23 protein-coding genes are annotated in these 21,109 nt (G+C 44.1%); 18 read left to right on the top strand and 5 right to left on the bottom strand.

The annotated features are described in order from the left end of the window. Positions 1-122: 122 nt before the first annotated feature. The 4 genes from UNH61_RS21520 to UNH61_RS21505 all read left to right on the top strand — a co-directional run bounded on the left by UNH61_RS21520 (position 123) and on the right by UNH61_RS21505 (position 3,287). Positions 123-998 (top strand): DUF4249 domain-containing protein, encoded by an 876-nt coding sequence (locus UNH61_RS21520; protein WP_326994067.1) that lies wholly within the window; start codon positions 123-125, stop codon positions 996-998. 18 nt (positions 999-1,016) lie between these two features. Next, positions 1,017-1,967, top strand: coding sequence for a thioredoxin-disulfide reductase (trxB, locus tag UNH61_RS21515; RefSeq protein ID WP_326994066.1), 951 nt, complete (start codon positions 1,017-1,019; stop codon positions 1,965-1,967). Between the two features lie 125 nt (positions 1,968-2,092). Further along, positions 2,093-2,443: a dihydroneopterin aldolase gene (gene folB, locus UNH61_RS21510; protein ID WP_326994065.1), complete on the top strand. Its 351-nt coding sequence runs from the start codon at positions 2,093-2,095 to the stop codon at positions 2,441-2,443. Between the two features lie 88 nt (positions 2,444-2,531). Beyond that, complete coding sequence (locus UNH61_RS21505) at positions 2,532-3,287, top strand: hypothetical protein (protein WP_326994064.1); 756 nt, start codon at positions 2,532-2,534, stop codon at positions 3,285-3,287. A 9-nt stretch (positions 3,288-3,296) separates the two neighbouring features. On the opposite strand, the gene UNH61_RS21500 is transcribed toward UNH61_RS21505, so the two are convergent. Beyond that, positions 3,297-4,628, bottom strand: a complete 1,332-nt coding sequence (locus UNH61_RS21500) for an MATE family efflux transporter (RefSeq protein WP_326994063.1) — start codon at positions 4,626-4,628, stop codon at positions 3,297-3,299. Positions 4,629-4,769: 141 nt separating this feature from the next. On the opposite strand from UNH61_RS21500, the gene UNH61_RS21495 reads away from it, so the two are divergent. Genes UNH61_RS21495 through UNH61_RS21480 form a run of 4 tightly spaced genes read left to right on the top strand, consistent with a single transcriptional unit; the run spans position 4,770 to position 7,137 of the window. Continuing rightward, the gene (locus tag UNH61_RS21495; RefSeq protein WP_326994062.1) at positions 4,770-5,639 is read left to right on the top strand and encodes a DUF3822 family protein; all 870 of its coding nucleotides are present in this window, start codon (positions 4,770-4,772) and stop codon (positions 5,637-5,639) included. Further along, positions 5,630-6,184, top strand: coding sequence for an RsmD family RNA methyltransferase (locus UNH61_RS21490; protein WP_326994061.1), 555 nt, complete (start codon positions 5,630-5,632; stop codon positions 6,182-6,184). Before UNH61_RS21495 ends, UNH61_RS21490 begins: the two co-directional genes overlap by 10 nt. Before the next feature lie 28 nt (positions 6,185-6,212). Beyond that, entirely contained in the window at positions 6,213-6,689 is a 477-nt protein-coding gene (gene coaD, locus UNH61_RS21485; RefSeq protein ID WP_326994060.1) for a pantetheine-phosphate adenylyltransferase, read from the top strand. Positions 6,690-6,705: 16 nt separating this feature from the next. Further along, entirely contained in the window at positions 6,706-7,137 is a 432-nt protein-coding gene (locus UNH61_RS21480; RefSeq protein ID WP_326994059.1) for a hotdog fold thioesterase, read from the top strand. A gap of 41 nt (positions 7,138-7,178) precedes the next feature. On the opposite strand, the gene UNH61_RS21475 is transcribed toward UNH61_RS21480, so the two are convergent. Continuing rightward, positions 7,179-7,799, bottom strand: coding sequence for an NUDIX hydrolase (locus tag UNH61_RS21475; protein ID WP_326994058.1), 621 nt, complete (start codon positions 7,797-7,799; stop codon positions 7,179-7,181). 42 nt (positions 7,800-7,841) lie between these two features. Between UNH61_RS21475 and pyrE the strand changes: the two genes are divergently transcribed. From pyrE to UNH61_RS21460, 3 genes are all read left to right on the top strand, one after another. Beyond that, positions 7,842-8,477, top strand: a complete 636-nt coding sequence (pyrE, locus tag UNH61_RS21470) for an orotate phosphoribosyltransferase (protein ID WP_326994056.1) — start codon at positions 7,842-7,844, stop codon at positions 8,475-8,477. Positions 8,478-8,528: 51 nt separating this feature from the next. Continuing rightward, positions 8,529-8,906 (top strand): heavy-metal-associated domain-containing protein, encoded by a 378-nt coding sequence (locus UNH61_RS21465; protein WP_326994055.1) that lies wholly within the window; start codon positions 8,529-8,531, stop codon positions 8,904-8,906. A 163-nt stretch (positions 8,907-9,069) separates the two neighbouring features. Continuing rightward, positions 9,070-9,525: a hypothetical protein gene (locus UNH61_RS21460; protein WP_326994054.1), complete on the top strand. Its 456-nt coding sequence runs from the start codon at positions 9,070-9,072 to the stop codon at positions 9,523-9,525. 3 nt (positions 9,526-9,528) lie between these two features. On the opposite strand, the gene UNH61_RS21455 is transcribed toward UNH61_RS21460, so the two are convergent. Further along, positions 9,529-9,984, bottom strand: a complete 456-nt coding sequence (locus tag UNH61_RS21455; protein WP_326994053.1) for an LEA type 2 family protein — start codon at positions 9,982-9,984, stop codon at positions 9,529-9,531. Between the two features lie 415 nt (positions 9,985-10,399). Here UNH61_RS21455 and UNH61_RS21450 point away from each other — a divergent pair, with 415 nt between their 5' ends. Then, on the top strand, positions 10,400-11,026 hold the full coding sequence (locus UNH61_RS21450; protein WP_326994052.1) for a WbqC family protein: 627 nt from the start codon (positions 10,400-10,402) through the stop codon (positions 11,024-11,026). 260 nt (positions 11,027-11,286) lie between these two features. Further along, complete coding sequence (locus UNH61_RS21445) at positions 11,287-12,687, top strand: arginine decarboxylase (RefSeq protein WP_326994051.1); 1,401 nt, start codon at positions 11,287-11,289, stop codon at positions 12,685-12,687. A 375-nt stretch (positions 12,688-13,062) separates the two neighbouring features. Here the strand turns inward: UNH61_RS21445 and UNH61_RS21440 are convergent, their stop codons facing one another. Continuing rightward, complete coding sequence (locus UNH61_RS21440) at positions 13,063-13,896, bottom strand: hypothetical protein (protein WP_326994050.1); 834 nt, start codon at positions 13,894-13,896, stop codon at positions 13,063-13,065. 155 nt (positions 13,897-14,051) lie between these two features. Further along, the gene (locus UNH61_RS21435) at positions 14,052-14,504 is read right to left on the bottom strand and encodes an Hsp20/alpha crystallin family protein (RefSeq protein WP_326994049.1); all 453 of its coding nucleotides are present in this window, start codon (positions 14,502-14,504) and stop codon (positions 14,052-14,054) included. A 241-nt stretch (positions 14,505-14,745) separates the two neighbouring features. Between UNH61_RS21435 and UNH61_RS21430 the strand changes: the two genes are divergently transcribed. From UNH61_RS21430 to UNH61_RS21410, 5 genes are all read left to right on the top strand, one after another. Continuing rightward, positions 14,746-15,159: a BrxA/BrxB family bacilliredoxin gene (locus tag UNH61_RS21430; RefSeq protein ID WP_326994048.1), complete on the top strand. Its 414-nt coding sequence runs from the start codon at positions 14,746-14,748 to the stop codon at positions 15,157-15,159. A gap of 128 nt (positions 15,160-15,287) precedes the next feature. Continuing rightward, on the top strand, positions 15,288-16,589 hold the full coding sequence (locus UNH61_RS21425) for a prolipoprotein diacylglyceryl transferase family protein (protein ID WP_326994047.1): 1,302 nt from the start codon (positions 15,288-15,290) through the stop codon (positions 16,587-16,589). 6 nt (positions 16,590-16,595) lie between these two features. Beyond that, positions 16,596-17,024, top strand: coding sequence for a hemerythrin domain-containing protein (locus tag UNH61_RS21420; RefSeq protein WP_326994046.1), 429 nt, complete (start codon positions 16,596-16,598; stop codon positions 17,022-17,024). Between the two features lie 177 nt (positions 17,025-17,201). Continuing rightward, on the top strand, positions 17,202-18,140 hold the full coding sequence (locus UNH61_RS21415; protein WP_326994045.1) for a DUF2167 domain-containing protein: 939 nt from the start codon (positions 17,202-17,204) through the stop codon (positions 18,138-18,140). A 330-nt stretch (positions 18,141-18,470) separates the two neighbouring features. Continuing rightward, positions 18,471-20,948: an outer membrane beta-barrel family protein gene (locus UNH61_RS21410; protein WP_326994044.1), complete on the top strand. Its 2,478-nt coding sequence runs from the start codon at positions 18,471-18,473 to the stop codon at positions 20,946-20,948. Positions 20,949-21,109 lie beyond the last annotated feature (161 nt).

The following is a 21,109-nucleotide window of genomic DNA, read 5'->3' as shown; positions in this document are numbered from 1 at the left end:
AAAGCGGTTCGCAGGAACCAGACGAATAAATCTATAAATCCTCTTTATTCTATAAGAACACCGGCCTTGTAAATACATGGTCGGTGTTTTTATTTAAATGAACTCCCCTTATTTTTGCATCTATGCGTATACTGCCCTTCCTGATGCCGATAATAACAGTCTTTTCCGCCTGTGAAAAGGATATCAGTGTTCAGTTACCACAACAGGATCCTCAGCTGGTGGTAGAAGGCAGAATTGAAAGCGGGATGTATCCCCAGGTGATCCTCACCCGCAGCCTCAACTACTTCTCAAAGATAGACCCTGAAGTGCTGACCAATGCCTTCGTTCATAACGCCGTGGTCACAGTATCCGATGGCCGCAAAACCATGAACCTTAAAGAAGTGGCAGTAGACAGCGGAAATGTCAGGTTCTTTATTTATACCGCCGATCACCGGAGTGGCCCCGGAAATTTCACCGGCAAAGTATCAGGTACGTATACACTACATATCGATGCTGACAATAAGACATACCAGTCTGTGACAACTATACCACAGCGCGGCCTCCGTCTTGATTCGATCTGGTGGGCACTTGTCAGGCCCGATGATGACACACTGAGGGCCCGGTTATGGGTTAAAATCACCGATGTACCTGCATTTGGGAACTATGCACGCTACTTCACCCGAACAAACCGTCAGCCCTATTTCCCGGGGTTGAATTCTGTTATGGATGATCAGCTGGTGAACGGCACAACATTTGAAACTCCGGTGGACGCAGGTGTAAATAAAAATGAGAAGCCGCCAGCGTACTATTCGCTGTTCAATCTTGGAGATACCATTACCCTTAAGTTTTGTAATATTGATAAGGCGACGTGGGATTTCTGGCGAACAGTTGATTTTGCCTTCAACAGTAACGGCAATCCATTTTCCACTCCAACCCGTATTCTGGGTAATGTACCTGGCGCATTGGGCTACTGGGGCGGATATGCAACGACCTATAAAAGTATTATTATCAGCAAGTAATTATACAGTTAGAAAAGTATGGAAAACAAACAACAAGAGCACGTGCATTTATTGATCATCGGGTCCGGCCCTGCCGGTTACACCGCTGCTATTTATGCCGCAAGAGCCAACCTTAAACCAGTATTATACCAGGGCATACAGCCAGGAGGACAATTAACCATCACCACCGAAGTGGAAAACTATCCGGGCTATCCGGAAGGTATCCAGGGCCCGGAAATGATGGTGGATTTCGAAAAACAGGCCACCCGTATGGGAGCTGATATCCGCTATGGTATGGCTACTGCAGTGGATTTTAGTAAACAACCTTATAAAGTTATCATCGACGAAGAAAAAGAGATCACCGCTGATGCAATTATTATTGCTACAGGAGCTTCTGCTAAATGGCTGGGCCTCCCGTCGGAGCAACGACTGAACGGCAGCGGCGTATCTGCCTGCGCCGTTTGCGATGGTTTCTTCTTCAGAGGTAAAGAAGTGGCTATCGTAGGTGCCGGTGATACGGCAGCAGAAGAAGCACTCTACCTGTCTAAAATGTGCAGTACTGTACATATGCTGGTTCGCCGCGGTGAAATGCGCGCCTCCAAAGTAATGCAGGACCGTGTATTGAAAACATCCAATATCATCGTGTACTGGAACTCAGAAACTGATGAAGTACTGGGCGAAAACAAAGTGGAAGCAGTAAGAATATTAAATAATAAGACAAAGGAAAAGAAAGATGTTCCGGTAAGTGCTTTCTTCGTAGCGATCGGCCATCAGCCTAATTCTGACATCTTTAAGGACTTCCTGAAACGCGATGAACAGGATTATATCATCACCGAACCTGGCTCCACCCGGACCAGCGTGGAAGGAGTTTTCGCCTGTGGCGACGTGCAGGACAAGATCTACCGCCAGGCTGTAACTGCTGCCGGCAGCGGTTGTATGGCAGCCCTGGACGCAGAAAGATACCTGTCTGCTAAAGAACATCATGCATAGAAAGAATTGCGAATTACGAATTAGGAATGGCATCTTTGCCCACGGAAATCTTGAATGTTCCGCTTATATCTGTTAAGCCTTTCGTAATTCGTAATTCCTGATTCGTAATTCTAAATCTTTTCCTCGTGCTCACTATAGCGCTCGAACAAGCCAGCTTTTACGCTTACCATGGCCTGTACCCGGAAGAAGCTGTTATTGGTAACCATTTTATGCTCGATGTTGCTGTTCGTATACCCGGTACCGTTCCTGTCGACGATCTGTCGGAAACAGTGAATTACCAGGGAATATACGAGGTGGCAAAGTCGGTGATGGAAACTCCCAGACCATTGCTGGAAGAAGTCGTATATGCTTTGACGGAAGAACTGAAACAACGGTATCCCTCTATACAACACAGTACAGTCACACTTCGCAAAATGAATCCTCCCATGGGAGCCAGCATCCGTAACTCCATGGTTTCGCTGGAGAAAGACTACTAAGTATGATTTTTTGGGATATGTATGATGTTTCCGTAAATTTATAGCAATAAGTTAATCAATTAATTTTTACGCTGTAAAATCCTGTCCTATGTTAAAGTGGATCATGACAGTAAGCTGCTTGTTTATGACGGTCTTGTTTGTAAAGGCTCAGAGTGTGACGGATATGATGGAAGAAGCCCGGCAATTGGAGAAGCAGATGAAAGAGAGCGACGCCTTCGAAAAGGATAAGGAAATCCTTAAGATACAACCTAACGACCTGGACGCACTGAACCAGGCCAGTCAGCTATGTTCCCGTATCGGTAACCGACAGAAGAGTAAGGACGATAAAGTAAATTACTTCAATCAGGCTAAAAGCTATGCCCAGAAGGCACTGGCTGTTAATCCCAACAGTGCCGATGCCAACCTGTCGATGGCTATTGCCATGGGCCGGATTGCACTCATCTCCGGGGCGAAAGACAAAGTAGCCGCTTCCAAAGACATCAAGAAATACTCTGAACTCGCTATCAAATTTAATCCCCAGTTGGGCCAGGCCTACCATGTGCTCGGGAAATGGAATTATGAAGTAGCCAACCTGAACGTTTTTGAAAGAGGCGCTGCCAAGATGCTCTTTGGTGGCCTGCCCGACGGCTCCCTGCAAAATGCTGTTACCAATTACGAAAAATGCATGCAGCTCGACCCGGGTTTTCTGCTGAATTATTATGAATTGGCCAGAGCTTATAAAGCCAATGATCAGCAAGACAAAGCCATCGATGTCCTGAAAAAAGCGCTTACCCTGAGAAGCATCACACAGGATGATGCCAGCATAAAGGCGGATTGCAAAAAGATGCTGGATGATCTGCAGTAATAGCTGGTGCTAAATTTCTTTCCCTTTCCACCGGCCACTGCGTAAATACCAATAGCTTAGTCCGAAAATAATAATCCAGTAGATGAAATCTGCTCCCCACGCCCATTGCAGGTCGCTGCGCATTCTTTCTATCACAATATCACAATAAGCCAGGTAGCCGACCACAGCGATCAGCTCCGTTACCAGATTCACACGGGTATTGCCGGTGCCTACCACGCCACTCATAACTACAGCAGATACTGCCATCAGCAAGGTGCTCAGGGTGATCACACGGATCGATGGGATCGCCATCGTGATCAGATCGGCATTAGTGGTGTAAATATGCAGCAACGTATACGGAAAGAGGTTGACCACAATACATAACGCAGCCGCGCAGGCAACTGCGATGGTTACTATCTTCCTGATAGCTTTAAAAACAAGTTCCTGTTTTCCCTGGCCAATCACATTACTGACCATAGTGTTACAGGCTGCCGCCAATGCCCAGGTAGTAATACCGAACAACCCGAAAATGCTGCGTAGCATATTGGATACAGCCAGTGGTCTTTCTCCCATGTGCTCTATGAAAATAAAAAACACGAACCAGCTGCCGATACTAAACAGGAACTGTACAATCAGCGGGGCTGATACATTCAGGATATTCCTGACAATTTCCCAGTGGAGGCGGGGAAAGCGGAACAGGCTGTACCTGGTATGGTAATGCCTGGCGAAAAGTATACTGAAAGCTACTGTGCACCCGGTTACTTCCGCAATAACAGAAGCGGTGGCAGCGCCGTTCAGGCCCAGGAAAGGAAAACCCAGTTTGCCGAATATCAGTACATAATCGAAAAAAATGTTCGTCATTTCCTGACAAAGAGAGGTAGGGGCCAGCACCTTTGAATTGCCGGTGCCTATGTAAAAGGCATTGGCCATGTTCAGCGCCATCAGAAAGGGAAGCCCCCATATACGGATACGGATGAACGAAACAGCAGCTGAAATAATATGCTGATCATGCAGCGCATGGGCGAAAAACCAGGGAGCTGCCACGAGCGTCAGCAGTATTGCCAGCAACGAAAAAAATACACCCACCTGCAGGCCATTGGCGAAAAGCCGCCCTATACCCTCGTATTGCCGCTGCCCGGCTCTCCTGGCTATTAATACTTGCAGGCCGTTATTCAGCCCATAGGCGATCATATACATCACGAGGTAGTAAATACCGGCAATGCCGTTGGCTGCCAGCTCAAATTCTCCCAATCGTCCTACAAATGCAGTATTGGTAATATGATTGATCTGAGGAATAATCAGCGCCAGTGATATAGGTCCCGCTATCTTTATGATCTGTCTGTTGGTAACTTCCAGCTGCATGAATCTTATATTGAATATCGGTCTGGCAGCAAAGATATGTTTATATATTGATCATCCGGTTGCAGATAAAACAACAAAACGCTCCCGTCAATTACCGAAATTGGTTATTATTGTGGTTCATTTGAAAGCTAAAATATGCCCGTGGCTTATAATATCCATCCTGCATTTGCGGTAGACGATGAAACTTTACTGGAAACCGATCTTACCGCCTGTAACCTGTTGGTGATGGTGGGCAATGGCACTTTCAGTTACATTGTATTTGATCCGGCAACCAGGAAATTTCTGGCGCTGAAATCCTATCATTTCACGCCGGGAAAACCGGCGCTGGCAGATCTGGAAATGATAGAAAATGTGTTTGATACAGATAAGTTGCTGTTTACAGCATTCAGATCTGTACTGCTGGCTTTTAATACCGGTAATAGTGCATTGGTCCCCGAAAAATACTATGCAGCTCCTGTCAAAAAGGATTTGCTGCATTTGTCGGTGCCTGAAAAGGTACAGGAGGCCATTCTGTCGGACTTCCTGCCGGGCCAGCCGGTTGTCAATGTTTATAGTGTGGATAAAGACCTGTTGGGCTTCCTGCGCAAAGAATTTTCGACAGACCTGGTCATTCATGCCAATTCTGCGTTGCTGCAGTCGTATCCGGGGGATCTGGATTTTAACCACGCTTCCGGAATTGCTTTTGTGGAAGCTGGCCGCGAGCAGTTCATCCTTACTGTGTACAGAGCAGGAAAATTGCAGATCCAGCGCGAAGGTACTTACCAGACAGGGCTCGATGTGGTATACACCCTCGTGAATACCCTGAGAGAGCTGGGCATGAACGAACAAACAGTAAAAGTAAAGCTGGGCGGGATAGTAACTACCGATACCAGTATATACCAGGAAATGTACAAATTCATTCCGGGAGTGGAATGGATACAAAGAATTCCCGGATTCAATTATATCAGTAAAATGCAGGAAATACCCGGATATTATTTTCATAATTTATATGCGTTGGCATTATGCGTATAATAGGAGGAACCAGTGGAGGCAGGAAAATACAACCGCCTGCAAAGATGCCGCATACCCGGCCAACTACAGATATCGCGAAAGGCGGTCTTTTTAACATCATTGAAAACAACCTGGATATTCCGTCTTTAAAAACGCTGGATCTCTTTGGTGGTACCGGAAGTATCAGCTATGAGCTCGCATCAAGAGGAGCAACAGATATGACCGTTGTCGAAAAAGATCCGGCGATGGCAGCTTTTATAGCTAAAACAGCCACTGCATTGGGGATTGATACGCTGAAAACGGTAAAAATGGACGTTTTTAAGTACCTGCAGCAGTGTACTGAAAAGTTCGACCTGATCTTCGCCGATCCTCCCTATATGATGGAAACGCTGGATCAGCTGCCGCCGCTGGTATTTGAGAAAGAGCTGCTGAACCCGGAAGGCTGGCTGATAGTAGAACATACCCAGCATCGCAAATTTGAAGATTATTCTTATTACCGCTCCGAACGTAATTACGGCGCTACGGTTTTCTCTATCTTTATTAACCGGGAAGCCCTGAAACGCTGACGGTATTTATACATTCAATTTTTACCTTATGAGGACTTGCTTATTCCCTGGCACATTCGACCCTATTACATTGGGGCATGCGGACGTAATCAGCCGGGGCCTGGATCTGTTTGACCGATTGGTAGTGGGTATTGGTGTGAACAGCAGTAAAACACCTATGTTTCCGCTGGAGGAAAGAATGAACTGGATAAAGGAAATCTTCAAAAACGACAGTCGCGTGGAAGTGATGTCTTATTCCGGGTTAACCATTGAGTTTTGTAAGAAGATAGGTGCCCGGTTTATTCTTCGTGGGATCAGGAATATCGGCGATTTTGAATATGAAAAGGCCATTGCAGATGTAAACAGAACAGTTGCACCCGAAATTGAAACCATTTTTTTATCTACTACGCCAAAATACACCAGCTTCGCATCCACATTGGTACGGGATATTTACCGGTATGGCGGAGATGTATCGCCTTTCCTGCCGGCACCAGTCATAGAAGGTATCAGGCGGCTTAAACAGTAATATTAAAGCAGTTCATATGAAAACGATCTGGCATTCTACGAAGATCTCACTGGATCAGCTAAACGAATGGGGCGAAAATACATTAGGCGCCCATCTGGGGATGGAGTTTACAGAGATAGGACCCGATTATCTTAAAATGATGATGCCGGTAGATCACCGGACCATGCAGCCTTACCGTTTACTTCATGGTGGCGCATCAGCGGCGCTGGCGGAAACTGTGGGGAGCATGGCTTCTGCACTGATCATCGATCCCGATAAACAGATCTGTGTGGGTATGGAGATCAATGCAAACCACGTGAGAGGAGTAACCGGTGGTTATGTGCATGCTACCGCACGGCCGCTGCATATCGGGGCTACCAGTCATGTATGGGATATACGCATCACCAATGATGAACACAAACTGGTTTGTGTGAGCCGGCTTACCATGGCCATCCTCGCAAAAAGATAAACATGCCGGTATTTTGCAGGAAGCGCAAAATACCGGTATACTTAAAAATTAGCGGCCCTGAATACTTCCCGGATATTTTCATAGGAGTATTTCAGGTATTTATCCACGTTGTCTGGCTTAATCCACTGCAGATCCTGAATATCTTCCTCAATCTGCGGTACTGTCAGTTCTGTTCCCGTGAACTGCATGCGGTACCAGTATGTATGTTTCAGCACTTTTTTATTCTTCATCGGGTAGTAGTGGAATGTTTCCGTGATTTTATGTTGTAGAGAGACGGTATGTAAACCGGTTTCTTCTGCGACTTCACGCAATGCACAGGTTTCCAGGTCTTCCCCGGGATCCCGCTTCCCTTTCGGCAGATCCCATTTCCCGCGACGGAACATCATTAATATTTCCCCTTCAGGATTGGTGATCAGTCCACCAGCAGCTACCAGGGTAGTGAAATGTAAAGATACCTTCTTTAAAAGCTGCTTCACATCAGCAGCAACGAACACTGCAGCATCTTTTTTTCCGTTTTCCAGCTTTTGTAACACATTCTCCATTTTATGCGGATCGGGATTCTCGTATACTTTGTAACCTCCCGCGTGAACTGGTATAGTAGCCGCGTCCGCACTCAGAATCAGCGGACGCTCGTTGAGGTAAATCGTGATATTTGATTGCATGCCGCAAATGTAATTCGTAATTTCTTACTTTTGGTTCCTGATATGAGTAAAATAAGCGAAAAACAAGTTGCAGAGAAATTACTGCAGGTACAGGCAGTGAAATTAAGCCCTGCTCAGCCTTTCACCTGGGCTTCCGGATGGAAATCCCCGATTTATTGCGATAACAGGAAAATCCTGTCTTTTCCGTATGTGCGCGACTACATTAAATCTGAGTTGTGTAACCTGGTGTTTGAAACATTTCCGGATGCAGCTGTGATCGCAGGTGTGGCCACTGCGGGTATCCCGCATGGGGCACTGATAGCCGATCAGCTAAAGCTGCCATTTATCTATGTGCGATCCAAACCTAAGGAACATGGTATGGGAAACCAGATTGAAGGCGTGTTACAGCCCGGACAACTGGTGGTAGTGGTGGAAGACCTTATCTCTACCGGCAAAAGCAGTCTCGAGGCAGTGCAGGCGATCCGCGCAGCTGGTGGAGAAGTGGTTGGTATGGTATCTATCTTTAACTACGGTTTCGATGTGGCAGTGAAAGCATTTGCAGATGCCGGTGTACCATTTCACTCACTCAGTAACTACAATGCAATGATTGCACTGGCAGAAGAAAAGGGAATTGTGAGTACAGATGACATCAGTACACTGCAAGCCTGGAGAAGCGCGCCGGATCAGTGGGGAAGATAGGAGATATGTATGTTGCTTTTTTTGTATATTGAGACTAATAATCTTACATCTATGCGTATCCTTAAACTCGTAATGTTATTCCTGTTAGCTGGCACCGGCATGGCAATGGCCCAGCAGAAACAGAAATCAATAGAAACTGTTAAGATCAGCACCCCTACCGTACAATGTGAATCCTGCAAGAACAGGATAGAAAGGTACATGACACATGAGGAAGGAGTGCAATCCGTAAAAGTGGATGTTAAAAAGCATCTGACCACTGTCAAGTACTGGACAGACCGTACCAATGTGGAGAACATCAAAACAGGTATCGCTAACGCAGGATATGATGCGGACAATGTAACCGCTAATCCTGATTCCTATGCTAAACTGCCTACCTGCTGTAAAAAGCCGGAAGACGGTGGAGGAATGGATAAGAACAAGAAACATTAAAGATAGTTTTTGGTTTTCAGCATGCCGGGAATAACACCGGCTGCTGAACGCCTGAAATTTAATACGGCTCACCATCAGGAATATCTTATTTAACCCCCTGAAGCATCATCTCACTGCATTAGAGCAGGCGCTTTCCCAATCAGCTCCTGGTAATATCCATACCATGTTGTTATCCCTGGGGAACTCCCAGATGGATATGTACACCGGAGCATTAAGTATTGATACGATCTTCGAAGAAGTTGTTCAGCAGCTGTCATTGGCAGGTGTACATGACCGCCGGCGCTATGAAGCATTCCTGCAGCAACAAAATAACTACGTTACCATCTCCCTGTCCGATACATCGCGTTGGATCCTTCGCCTGGCGCCGGATAAGGATAACTACATACACCTCCATCCCGGGCGCTATAGTCCGCATACGTTACGCGTAAAAGCCTCCGCCCTTAAAACTGCGCTTGCTTACAAGGTAGCACAGCAATATCACCTGTTGGAAGGCGACCTGCTGAATGATATCAATGAGGTAAGAAAAGAATTAACATTGGCTCCTGTAAAAAGCCTGGGCGACAGCGCCCATATTCTGGAACTACTGAGTTTGTTAGGTTGCCTCAGGAACGAGCCGTAGCGACTAAAAGAAATTCAACGCCTGCTTGGTTTCGCATTTAATAGGAAATGGAATGAAAATACCCGCTTTCCCCACCTTGCAGTTGCCAGTGGCTTTGATGGTCACTTCTTTATTGGAAAAGGCAGTCCATGCATTTTTAAGCACATTCGACATATTCACTTCCAGCTTCACCGGGAAGTAGAAGGTATCTTTTGCAGGTATGGCGATCAGGCTGTCCTGAATAGAATGGCCTACCGGAGTATCATCAATGAAAAGGTCGAAGTTGGCATCTTTCAATTGCAACCGGTAGTTATTCGGATTGTAATATGCCAGCGTCATCCGTACGATACTTTTAGACATACCGAGCTCTCCCATATCCAATCCTGCGACCCGCACAAACTGGAGGTCCTTGGTTTTTTCGCAAGAGCTCGCCAGTCCCCAAATGACAAAAATGGCTGTTAAAAATCTGAAAAGTTTCATCGTCGAACCGGGTATTAGAATTTTTATCAAACCTACAGTAAAGGTTTCAGTTATCAAAAAAACGGATTTCAATTGAGAAAATTTTAACGAGGCATTTTTTCAAGCGGGCAGGAGAGTAGAAAAAATGTGGATAAAAACACATATAAATAAAATGGTGCTTTAAAGAAAAGAACTATCTTCATTTCACTCCTTGTGTTCGCTAAAATTTAGCGATTTTCCAACTAAAATCTTTAGTATTTTTGCATTCCGGTAAAAATTTGGATCTTTCCCAGGGTGCTAATTTTATTAGCATTTTTTTAATAATTCTATGAATTGTTAATCATTTACTTAAAGTTAATTGTTAAGTATTTTACTCTAAGTGATTGTCTGGTGAAATGAACGGATTTTTTGTTGCTGGTACCCAAATTTTGACACTATGACAGAGAATGCAAAAAATCGAACATTACTAATTGAATCTCAGTATTTTCCACCAATTGATTCATATAGAGCTTTATTAAAACACGATATATTACAAATAGAAAAATGTGAGCACTATCAAAAGGTTAGCTACAGGAACCGTTGTTACCTGGCAGGCCCAAATGGTCGGATGATCTTAAGTGTTCCTTTGACAAAAGGAAAGAATCAGCGGACAATCATGAAGGATGTTAAGATAAGCAACGAAGAAAAATGGCAGAGTTTGCATTGGAAAACGCTGGTGTCTGCTTACCGGCGCTCTCCCTGGTTTGAATATTATGAAGAAGATTTGCAGGAACTGTATGAAAAACCATTTCAGTTTCTGCTGGATTGGAACATGGCCTGTTTCGAATGGATGAACAGCAGGCTCGGCATTAATGTACCCGTTATGTTCACGGAAAGTTATCAGAAGCATCCGGAAGGAGTCACAGATGCCAGGGAAAAGATACTGCCGGGCTCGGTGTTACCGGATGCGCCGGTGTACACGCAGGTGTTCCAGGATCGCACTGGTTTCCTGCCTGGAATGAGCGTGCTTGACCTGCTCTTTTGCGAGGGGAAACAGAGCCTGGAAATACTGAAAAACAGCTAATTTAAATAGAGAATAATATTATTTAAATTGTTGGTTTGTAATTGTTTGTATATTTGTCCGGATAATTGTGTTTTTTTAATTGACACCTCTGGAAAAAAATTAAGGTGGCAATCAACAAAATATTTAGATTTGCAACCTATTTTGCTGGGGTTCGAACTGACGTAGGTGTGTAAACCAGGAGTTTCCCAGTGAGGGAAAAAAGGATTGTTATCCTGCTTTTTTTCTATAACTAATTCCTAAAAATTCATTTTAAGTACTAAATGAACAACACCTACACCGACCTGGTTAAGCAGACCTTTGAATTTCCCCAGGAGGGCTTTGAAGTAAAAGATAACTACCTGGAGTTTAATGGTTTAGACATTAAGGCTTTGATCGACAAGTATGGAACACCATTTAAGTTAACCTTCCTTCCGAAGATTGGAATGCAGATTAACAAGGCGAAGAAGATGTTCCATGACGCCTTTAAGAAGAACAGGTATGAAGGCGATTATTTCTATTGTTACTGCACTAAAAGTTCGCATTTCTCCTTCATTATGGAAGAAACGCTGAAACATGGAGTACATATAGAAACTTCCTTTGCCTATGATATTGACATTGTCAATAAGCTGTACGAGAAGAAGAAGATAAACAAAGATACTTTCGTTATCTGTAACGGTTTCAAGACAAAAGCCTATACCAGGGCAATAGCCCGTTTGGCGAATTCCGGCTTTAAGAATGTAATACCCGTACTGGATAACAAGGAAGAGCTGGAAGATTACAAGCGCAATATCAGGATCAAAGAAAAAGTAAAGCTTGGTATAAGGGTGGCTGCAGAAGAAGAACCCAGTTTCGACTTCTATACCTCCCGGTTAGGTATTCCTCCCCGTGATATCCTCGAATACTACGTAGATAAAATAAAAGGTAACGAGAAGTTTGAGCTGAAAATGCTACACTTCTTTATGAACAAGGGGATTAAGGATGATATCTACTACTGGAGCCAGTTTAACCGGGTGCTGAACCTTTACTGTCAGCTGAAAAAGATCTGTCCTGAACTGGATAGCATCAACATTGGTGGTGGGTTCCCGATTAAACACTCTCTTGGTTTTGACTACGACTACAATTACATCATAAATGAGATTGTTGCCAACATTAAGAGCGTTTGTAAGAAAAATAAAGTACCGGTACCAAATATTTACACAGAATTTGGTTCCTTTACAGTGGGAGAAGCCGGCGCGGTAATATATAGTGTATTGGGTGAGAAGATGCAGAACGACAGGGAGTCCTGGTATATGATCGATAGCTCATTTATCACTACTTTACCTGATACCTGGGGCATTGGAGAGAAGTTCCTGATGCTGCCCATCAATAAATGGGATCAGGAATACCAGGAAGTTCACCTGGGTGGGCTTACCTGCGATGGATACGATTTTTATACATCTGAAGAACATATAAACGCCGTGTTTCTGCCAAAGCAACAGGCATCAGGCGAACCGTTGTATATCGGTTTTTTCCATACAGGAGCTTATCAGGATCAGCTCAGCGGATACGGTGGCATCAAACATTGCCTGATCCCCTCACCTAAACATGTAGTTGTTGGGTATGATAAGAACGGGCAGCTGAAAGACTGGCTGTATGCAAAAGAACAGACGTCTCAGAGTATGTTAAAGATATTGGGTTATTAAAAAAATGGGTTAGTAATCCTACTGAAAGCCCCCCGATTATTCGGGGGGCTTATTTTTTCATTTTTTTGATTTCAGTATCATAAAAAAAGGCTTTCAGTGAATGAAAGCCCTATCATGGCATAGGTTATAAAATATTCATCCGGCATAAGGAAAATAGGCGATGAATGTTGATACAACAAAGATATAATTATCAGCTACTACCCGTAAGCCCCGAAAGTTGTAATTTTATATAAGCTCATTTTGATTATTCTTTACGAGGAAGTAATAATTTATTATCAGTTAGCTTAAAATAATACAAATGGTAATAATTACTTATCCATTTGGCAGGCATTTCGGCATCGGAAAGCAATGATCATATAACACAGATGTGTAAGATCATTTTGTTTGAGAATCATTGAGGTAATCGATCGCCGTACCACATTGTTTTTCTATTTCAGTAAAACAATTCTCCAGTAATTCCAGCTCACCATTTAGAAATGCTGTTTTTCCCGAACGTGAAAAGCCTTTTACCATTAGAAATTGCCTCGTCAGGTGTTGATTGATGAGCGAAAGATGTTGCTTTTGTCTTTCTTCTGTTCTGCGTTGTTCCATTGAGATGATATTCCGGTAATATTGGCCCAGTGATCTGATCAGGAAAAGCAGGTACATACCAACTATCAACGGATTGGCGAGATATTGGAAGGCGGAAGAAGCCCCCGATGTAACAAATAAATCTATATGATTTAACCTGATCCATGCAATCAGGGTCAGATAGCCACAGATCAACAGGCTCCACGCGAGTGTGGTAAATACATTCACCGTAATATAGCTGAGCAGTACGCTCATGACCCATATGAGTATATATTTAGGGCCAAGATCCTGGTGATTGAGAAAGGAGGAAAGCATGGGTAGTATGATAGTCGTACCGGAGGTGAAAAGGCCTACCCTGGAGGCCCTCACTCCACGACCCAGCATCAGGAGGCTCACTGCCAGCAGGCAAATGATGACGGGTATCAGCAGGATGTTGACCCTGTTCTGACTGAGCATATTGATGAAAAGAAAACTCGTTAACAGTATGATATAGCAAAAAGCAAAATCGAAGATAAGCCTGATCCGTGCCTGTTCATAAGTATTATCTGTACGAAGCAGGACTTTCCCGATCACCGTTTTTTCTGCGTTCAGGTAGATATTTTTGAGGAACAGCCAGACATGCCGGAATCGGTTTTCCATGAGTGCGTGCTTGAACAGGCAAATTATTCTTTAATCAACAATGTAACATTCAACGTTTGTGTGAATTATACACAAAAAAGGGACGCCTGTATAGGCATCCCTTTTTCAAACACTCCTGTTAGCAGGCTTCCCGATGAGAAGAAGCCCGACTTTCCTTATTCCACTACAATTTCTTTCGGTGTATCCTGTTTGTTTTCCTTTTTACCAAGGGTTACTTTCAATATACCATTATCGTATTTAGCGTTGATCTTTGTACTATCTACCTGCTCGCTGATACTGAAAGAGCGTTTAAATGATCTGAAGTTGAATTCCCGGCGAACCTGTTTGTCAGTTTCGTTCTTTGTTTCACCCTTCTTTTCTGCGCTGATGGTAATGGATTTATCATTAGCACTGATCTTAAAGTCTTCTTTCGTGAATCCCGGAGCTACTACGTCCAGCAGAAAGGCTTCTGGTGTTTCCACGATATTTACAGGCGGATGAGCCGTAAAGAAATCGCTGGTGAGAAAATCATCCTTAACGTATTTGTTCAAACCTCCGTTCAGAATATCTTCTACAAATCCACCAAAAGTTTTTTGAATTGGGCTGTGGTTAAATTTAATGTGTGTCATAGTTTCTTATAAGTTTTTTAGTGAAATCAATTTTTTCGTTTGATACCGGGTACAGATCAAACCAGATACCAGCAGGCCAAAGCTGCTATTTTGTTAGTAAAAAGGTTACAGATAGTGACATAATGTCTCTTTATTTGTATTTGTAGTGTCAAAAAGTCTATTTTGAATGGGATTTTTTTACTTTTTGCGTTGATATATTTAACTTTGTCGAAGAATTCAAAAAACAAAAAAACTCAACAATATGTATCCAGCGGAATTAGTAATGCCTATGAAGGCTGAATTGACTGATAACGGATTTGAGGAACTGCTTACTCCTGAAAGCGTTGACAATACATTGAAACAAGCAGGAACAACCCTCGTAGTGATCAATTCAGTATGTGGCTGTTCAGCAGGTTCTGCCCGTCCGGGTGTGCTGATGGCGGTTGCACATAGTGAAAAGAAGCCGGACAGGCTGACTACCAGTTTTGCTGGTTTCGACAGCGCTGCTGTTCAGCAGATTCGTGCACATCTGTTGCCTTATCCTCCTTCATCTCCTTCCATTGCATTGTTTAAAGATGGTCAACTCGTACATTTCATCGAGCGCCATATGATTGAGGGCAGGCCTGCTCAGATGATTGCAGCTAACCTGGCTGACGCTTTTGAGCAGTATTGCTAAATATTCACATTTCTAAATTCAAATTTAGAATTTCGAAATTGCATCGTACTTTGGTGGTTTGATTTTCCTTTTGATTAAATTCGGCTTTGTTCATAGGAAAACTCAGATCACCAATTTTTTTTTTGGCTATGTATCCTAATTTATATTACGCATTCAAAGATCTGCTTGGCTTAGAGATTCCGGTTTTAAAAATTTTCCAGACGTTTGGGTTCTTTGTGGCTGTGGCTTTCCTCGCCGCAGCATATGTGCTTACGCGCGAACTGAAACGCTATGAATCCCTGGGTATACTGAAAGGTGTGCCGGAAAAAATAATAGTGGGCCAGCCGGCCTCGCAGGGGGAGATTATCGGTAATGCCGTGGTTGGTTTTCTGCTTGGATACAAGATCCTCGGTATATTGTTTCAATGGGATACCGCTTCACAGGATTTGCAATCCTTTGTGTTTTCGGGCCAGGGGAGCCTGCTCGCGGGGGGGCTGCTGGCAGCTGCCATGGGTGGCTATAAATATTATAGCGCAAAGAAAAAGGCACTTCCTAAACCACAGGAACAAACAATTATGGTGATGCCGCATCAGCGCGTACCGGATATTGTGGTAATGGCGGCTGTTGCGGGGCTTATTGGAGCCAAGATATTTCATAACCTCGAAAACTGGGGCGATTTCGTACAGGATCCGGTGGGAGCGCTGTTATCTTTCAGCGGACTTACATTCTACGGTGGGTTGATACTGGCTACGATTGTTATTCTTTTATATGCGCGTAAGAAGCAGGTGAATATCCGGGTACTGATCGACAGTGCTGCTCCAGCCCTGATGCTGGCGTATGCTATCGGGAGAATGGGATGTCATTTTGCGGGAGATGGTGATTGGGGAATCTACAACAGTGCCTATTCGATCGATGCCAATACAGGACATGCTGTGAAGATGGCCCCGGCTACGTTTAATGATCAGGTACAGAAAAATCTTACTTTCTTCCAACAGCAATATCCCTCCCTTGATAAAATACCTCACGCCTCTTTTGAAAAGCCTGCAGCACTGGGCTTTCTGCCCGACTGGTTCTTTGCGTACGGCTATCCCCGTAATGTTATCAGGGAAGGTGTACAACTGGCTGGTTGTGATGGTCAGTATTGCAAGGTATTGCCCATTGCCGTATACCCTACACCGTTATATGAGATCATTACCTGTACCCTTTTGTTCCTGGTACTTTGGGGCATCCGGAAAAAAATACAGATACCAGGTGTACTGTTCGGCGTTTATCTCATCCTGAATGGCATTGAACGATTTTTTATAGAAAAAATAAGGGTAGATACACGATATGATATCTTCGGGTTTCATCCTACTCAGGCAGAAATCATCTCAACACTCCTGGTAATAGGTGGTATCGTAATGATTAGTATCTACCGGAAAAACAACACTACTGCGAATAAGCCATCCTGATTAATTATGCAACGTCATCCTTCCCTGGTGCCTTTATCGCACGAGCACAAACGTCTGTTATTTGCATGCCGCTATCTGAAAAAGGATGCGGCTCCCTATGAAGGGTTTCCACTGGAAACTCAGGCTAAATATGAATATATTATCAAAGTATTTCAGGAAGTAATGGTGCCGCACATACAGAAAGAAGAGTATCTCTTCGAAAAATGCGCCGGACAGCATGCTGCCATTGATGCAATGATCAGGGAACTCCAGGAAGAACATCTGGTCATCTCCCGCATGTATAGTACACTGTCCGATAGTACCGACATGGATAAGGACATGGATCTGCTGGCTAATAGCCTGGAAGCCCATATCCGCCGGGAAGAAAGGGAATTTTTTGAACTATTACAGCAAGAACTGCCGGACCTGCTTGGCAAGCTACAATTGGAGAGCTGATAATAATATGAAAGTGCTATTGCAATTTGATTAATTTATCATTATCTTTTCGTTAGAGTTTTATAATAGTGCTATGCACCTGTAGGATATCGTCTGCCTATCTATTCTTCTCTTTTATTGCTTTATCCGTGTTTGTTAAACCGGTGAACAACCTTTGGCTGCTTATCTAATATTATTATGCGAACGTTTAATTACAGCCTCTGGTTATTCCTTTGTTTATTGACAAACCTTAGCAGCAAAGGGATTACCAGGGAGGACAGTCTCAGCAAATATGATCAGCTGGACTCCTCTGAAATAATTATATCTACATTTTCTTACAGAACAGGAGAGCAATCACTTGGGCGGGATGCCGTATTACGTGTGCCCGAAGGATATCGTTTGCTGGATCAGCAACAGAGCCGGGTACTGGTAGAGCAGTTGTGGGTCAATCCTGCCAATCCGAATATGTTGGGGATACTGATACCGGAGCGGACGGCGCCTATGTCGCCGGGCTTTCACGGTTTCGTTGTTTCTTTCGACCCTACCGGTTATATGGATGAACAGGAAGTAAAGAATATCAATTACGATGGGCTGATCAGCAATATGAACACAGCGCTGAAAAAGGAAAACCTGGTCCGTCAACAGCGGGAGGTAGCACTTATCTCCGGGGCTACCTGGGCATTACCACCATTTTATGATGAAGCAGCCCATGCGTTACACTGGCCGATAGCACTTCACTTCGACGGCAACCGCTTACCTATGCTCAACTATGAAGTTCGGCTGTTGGGCCGCCGGGGTAACCTGTGCATCACGGCGATCGGCCGGCTTGGTGATCTGACCATGATCAATGAACAACTCAAAACCATAACCGGGGCTATACATTTCCGCCCGGGATACAGTTATGCCGATTTTAATCCCCATACAGATAAGCAACTCAGCCTGAGCTCCAATAGCTCCCTGCAGATTGGAGTGCCAATTATTACACTGGAAAAGCTGGTGCTATGGATACGCAGTATTTTACTGACTGTTGCTGTAGGACTGGCTATGGTGTTTTTTGTTTATGCCATGCAGTATTACCATCATCGCAGAAAATCCGGATACCGGAACATTATGCCGATCGATGAGCGGTTGAATTAGGGAAAGTTTTTAGCGTGTAGCCACTGGTAGCAGCCAATAGCTGCCGGTGGCTATTTTTTTTCCTTTTATCCGGGTTTTGAACCGCTGCTTTATAAACCAATGCCCCATCTGAAACATTAGTTCTCCCCGGTCGTCTTTTAATCATTCCTTAGCTTTTACCATTCGTCACTGTCTACAGACCGTTTGTGTAATGCTGTGTACTATGTAATACATAATACCTACTTTTGCATCGTAGTAGTTAATATAATGTAGTAGTTTAACTACTGTAGTATACAAGCTAAGGATCTAAACCGCATTTAAACAAAAATTAAAACTCTAAATCACCCTTATATGAAAGCAAGTATTAAAGCTATAACATTGACAGTGAGCATGTTATCTGCAGCTTTCACTACATTCGCTCAAAATGCTCCTGCGGTAGCCGGACAAATTAACCAGTCTGGCAATAAACCTGCAGAGTTCGCTACCGTAACCCTATTAAAAGCCAAAGATTCTTCCCTGGTAAAAGGAGCTATTGCAGACATCAATGGTAAATATGAATTTGACCAGGTAAAACAAGGACGTTATCTCATTGCGGCAGTGGCCGTTGGTATGACGAAAAATTACAGTCCTGTGTTTGAAGCAGGTAATGGTAAAGTACAGGCACCTGCAGTTATACTGGAAACCGCATCTAAGACACTGAAAGGAGTAGACGTAACAGCCCGCCGGCCATTCATCGAACAGAAAGCTGATAAAATGGTGGTAAATGTGGAGAGCAGCATTACCGCCGCCGGAGGCAATGCTATGGAAGCATTGGAAAAGTCTCCGAATGTTACGGTTGATAAAGATGGTAATATTTCCATGAAAGGAAAGAGCGGGGTGATTATTATGATAGACGGAAAGCCCACTAATATGAGCTCCCAGGACGTTGCCGAGTTGCTGAGAAGTATGCCAGCTACTAATCTTGATCAGATAGAGCTGATTACTAATCCTTCCGCCAAGTATGATGCAGCCGGCAACGCGGGGATCATTAATCTGAAACTGAAAAAGAATACCAACTACGGTACTAACGGCAGTATCAGTGCCGGCGTGGCTCAGGGAGTATTGCCCCGTTGGGATGGCAATCTCAATCTGAACCACCGGGCCGCAAGATTCAACGTGTTCGGCTCCTATAATTACAGCCACCGCGAGCAACAGCAAACCCTTGGTGTATTCCGCCGCAATGTTACCGGAGAGCAGACCCAGGTGTTTGATCAGACAAGCCGTTTCCCCAATCGTTCCGACTATAATGCCGGGAGGATTGGAGCGGACTATTTTATCAGTAAAGGGCACACTATTGGGGTAATTGCAGACCTGGCAATGAACAACCGTAATACTCCCAGTACAGCTACTACACTGATTGGTAATGGCCGGCAGGTAGATTCTATTCTTAATACCAACACTTATGACGGTGGCCGATGGAAAAGAGGGGCATACAATATCAACTATCGTGGGATATTGGATTCTACCGGCAAAGAACTGAACATCGACCTGGATTATGCGCGTAATTCAGACCGGCAGTCGTCGCACATTTATTCGCTGACCCGCGACGGATTAGGGAAAGCAAGACTAGGTGCTGATACCGTGCGTAACAATCAGCCATCCTCCATTGATATCAAAACAGCGAAGATCGATTATGTACATCCGCTGAAGAACCAGGCAAAGCTGGAAGCCGGCGTGAAAGTGAGCTTTGTGACTACTGATAATGATGCCCGCTTTGATTCGCTGCGTCATGGAAACTGGATATTGGATGAGAACCGTTCCAACCATTTTATCTATAAAGAGAATATAAACGCCGCTTATATCAATTTCAGCAAGCAGTATAAAAAGCTGTTTGTACAGCTGGGGCTTAGAGGCGAACAAACCCATATCACCGGAAATTCAACATCCGTGAAAGCAGCGCAGGCGAATGTTATTAAAAATGACTCCAGTTATTTCAACCTATTTCCGAGTATGGCGCTGACTTACAAACTGAATAAGGATAATTCGCTTGGATTTACCTACAGCCGCAGGATACAACGCCCCAGTTACGAAGATCTGAACCCGTTTGAAGGATATATAGACCGTTATACGAAGGAAGCCGGGAACCCTTACCTACGCCCGCAGTATTCCAATAACCTGGAGGTTACCTATACATTTAAAGAAATGCTGAGTGCTTCATTCGGGTATTCACATACAAAAGATATGATGACGAAAATACTGGAAGCCGATGTAGACAAAGCAACAGGAGATACATCCATTATACGCTATAAATACATGAACGTAGCCAAAGCAGATAATTTCAACTTGGGAATGTCTTTACCCATCCCCATCACTAAGTGGTGGATGAGTTTTACCACCCTTACCGGCACTTACGCGAAGTACGGAACAGTGGTGAATAACAACCAGGTAAATCTTTCCTCCTTTGGTTTTGTGGGCAGAACACAACATACGTTCACCATTACTAAAAATACCTCCGCAGAACTTGTTTACCTGTATGTTTCTCCGCAGATAGCTAATGAAGGGTTATTCAGGATGAAATCCCTGTCATCACTGGATCTGGGAGTGCAACAGAAAGTGCTGAAAGGTAAAGGTACCCTCAAGGTGAACGTGACAGACCTGCTGGGTACAAAGTATTTCCGTGGTACGTTCGACAATGCAGGTCGTTACACATCAGTTGAGAGTCGCTGGGATGCCCGCCAGGTAAGGGTAGCATTCAATTATCGGTTTGGAAATTCCAATGTAAAGGCAGCCCGCAGCAGGCAAACCGGATTGGAAGATGAACAGAGCCGGGTAAAGAAAGCCGGAAATTAACAACACAATGCCCAAAGATGGTTTTTTAGGTATATAAGAAAGGGGAAACACGTAGCCCTTATAAGGGCTACACTTCCCTTTTAAAAAGGTAAAACCGCAGAGTACCGGTTTCATCACAATAAAGACCGGTTTGGTAGAAATTGATAAATGACTGGTGTGGG

It is taken from the genome of Chitinophaga sp. 180180018-3 (assembly GCF_037893185.1).
Classification (GTDB): domain Bacteria; phylum Bacteroidota; class Bacteroidia; order Chitinophagales; family Chitinophagaceae; genus Chitinophaga.
Note: the sequence above shows the minus strand (reverse complement) of the source record. Positions and strands in the feature narration are given on the sequence as shown.

What these genes read in the sequence shown, in the direction of transcription:
- UNH61_RS21420 (WP_326994046.1), top strand. Translation starts at nt 16,596, where the DNA reads ATGCAACGTCATCCTTCCCTGGTGCCTTTATCGCACGAGCACAAACGT.
- UNH61_RS21430 (WP_326994048.1), top strand. Translation starts at nt 14,746, where the DNA reads ATGTATCCAGCGGAATTAGTAATGCCTATGAAGGCTGAATTGACTGAT.
- UNH61_RS21480 (WP_326994059.1), top strand. Translation starts at nt 6,706, where the DNA reads ATGAAAACGATCTGGCATTCTACGAAGATCTCACTGGATCAGCTAAAC.
- UNH61_RS21500 (WP_326994063.1), bottom strand. Translation starts at nt 4,628, where the DNA reads ATGCAGCTGGAAGTTACCAACAGACAGATCATAAAGATAGCGGGACCT.
- UNH61_RS21425 (WP_326994047.1), top strand. Translation starts at nt 15,288, where the DNA reads ATGTATCCTAATTTATATTACGCATTCAAAGATCTGCTTGGCTTAGAG.
- trxB (WP_326994066.1), top strand. Translation starts at nt 1,017, where the DNA reads ATGGAAAACAAACAACAAGAGCACGTGCATTTATTGATCATCGGGTCC.
- UNH61_RS21465 (WP_326994055.1), top strand. Translation starts at nt 8,529, where the DNA reads ATGCGTATCCTTAAACTCGTAATGTTATTCCTGTTAGCTGGCACCGGC.
- UNH61_RS21445 (WP_326994051.1), top strand. Translation starts at nt 11,287, where the DNA reads ATGAACAACACCTACACCGACCTGGTTAAGCAGACCTTTGAATTTCCC.
- UNH61_RS21490 (WP_326994061.1), top strand. Translation starts at nt 5,630, where the DNA reads ATGCGTATAATAGGAGGAACCAGTGGAGGCAGGAAAATACAACCGCCT.
- UNH61_RS21460 (WP_326994054.1), top strand. Translation starts at nt 9,070, where the DNA reads ATGTTGTTATCCCTGGGGAACTCCCAGATGGATATGTACACCGGAGCA.
- UNH61_RS21440 (WP_326994050.1), bottom strand. Translation starts at nt 13,896, where the DNA reads ATGGAAAACCGATTCCGGCATGTCTGGCTGTTCCTCAAAAATATCTAC.
- UNH61_RS21450 (WP_326994052.1), top strand. Translation starts at nt 10,400, where the DNA reads ATGACAGAGAATGCAAAAAATCGAACATTACTAATTGAATCTCAGTAT.
- UNH61_RS21435 (WP_326994049.1), bottom strand. Translation starts at nt 14,504, where the DNA reads ATGACACACATTAAATTTAACCACAGCCCAATTCAAAAAACTTTTGGT.
- coaD (WP_326994060.1), top strand. Translation starts at nt 6,213, where the DNA reads ATGAGGACTTGCTTATTCCCTGGCACATTCGACCCTATTACATTGGGG.
- UNH61_RS21505 (WP_326994064.1), top strand. Translation starts at nt 2,532, where the DNA reads ATGTTAAAGTGGATCATGACAGTAAGCTGCTTGTTTATGACGGTCTTG.
- UNH61_RS21455 (WP_326994053.1), bottom strand. Translation starts at nt 9,984, where the DNA reads ATGAAACTTTTCAGATTTTTAACAGCCATTTTTGTCATTTGGGGACTG.
- UNH61_RS21475 (WP_326994058.1), bottom strand. Translation starts at nt 7,799, where the DNA reads ATGCAATCAAATATCACGATTTACCTCAACGAGCGTCCGCTGATTCTG.
- UNH61_RS21410 (WP_326994044.1), top strand. Translation starts at nt 18,471, where the DNA reads ATGAAAGCAAGTATTAAAGCTATAACATTGACAGTGAGCATGTTATCT.
- UNH61_RS21520 (WP_326994067.1), top strand. Translation starts at nt 123, where the DNA reads ATGCGTATACTGCCCTTCCTGATGCCGATAATAACAGTCTTTTCCGCC.
- UNH61_RS21415 (WP_326994045.1), top strand. Translation starts at nt 17,202, where the DNA reads ATGCGAACGTTTAATTACAGCCTCTGGTTATTCCTTTGTTTATTGACA.
- pyrE (WP_326994056.1), top strand. Translation starts at nt 7,842, where the DNA reads ATGAGTAAAATAAGCGAAAAACAAGTTGCAGAGAAATTACTGCAGGTA.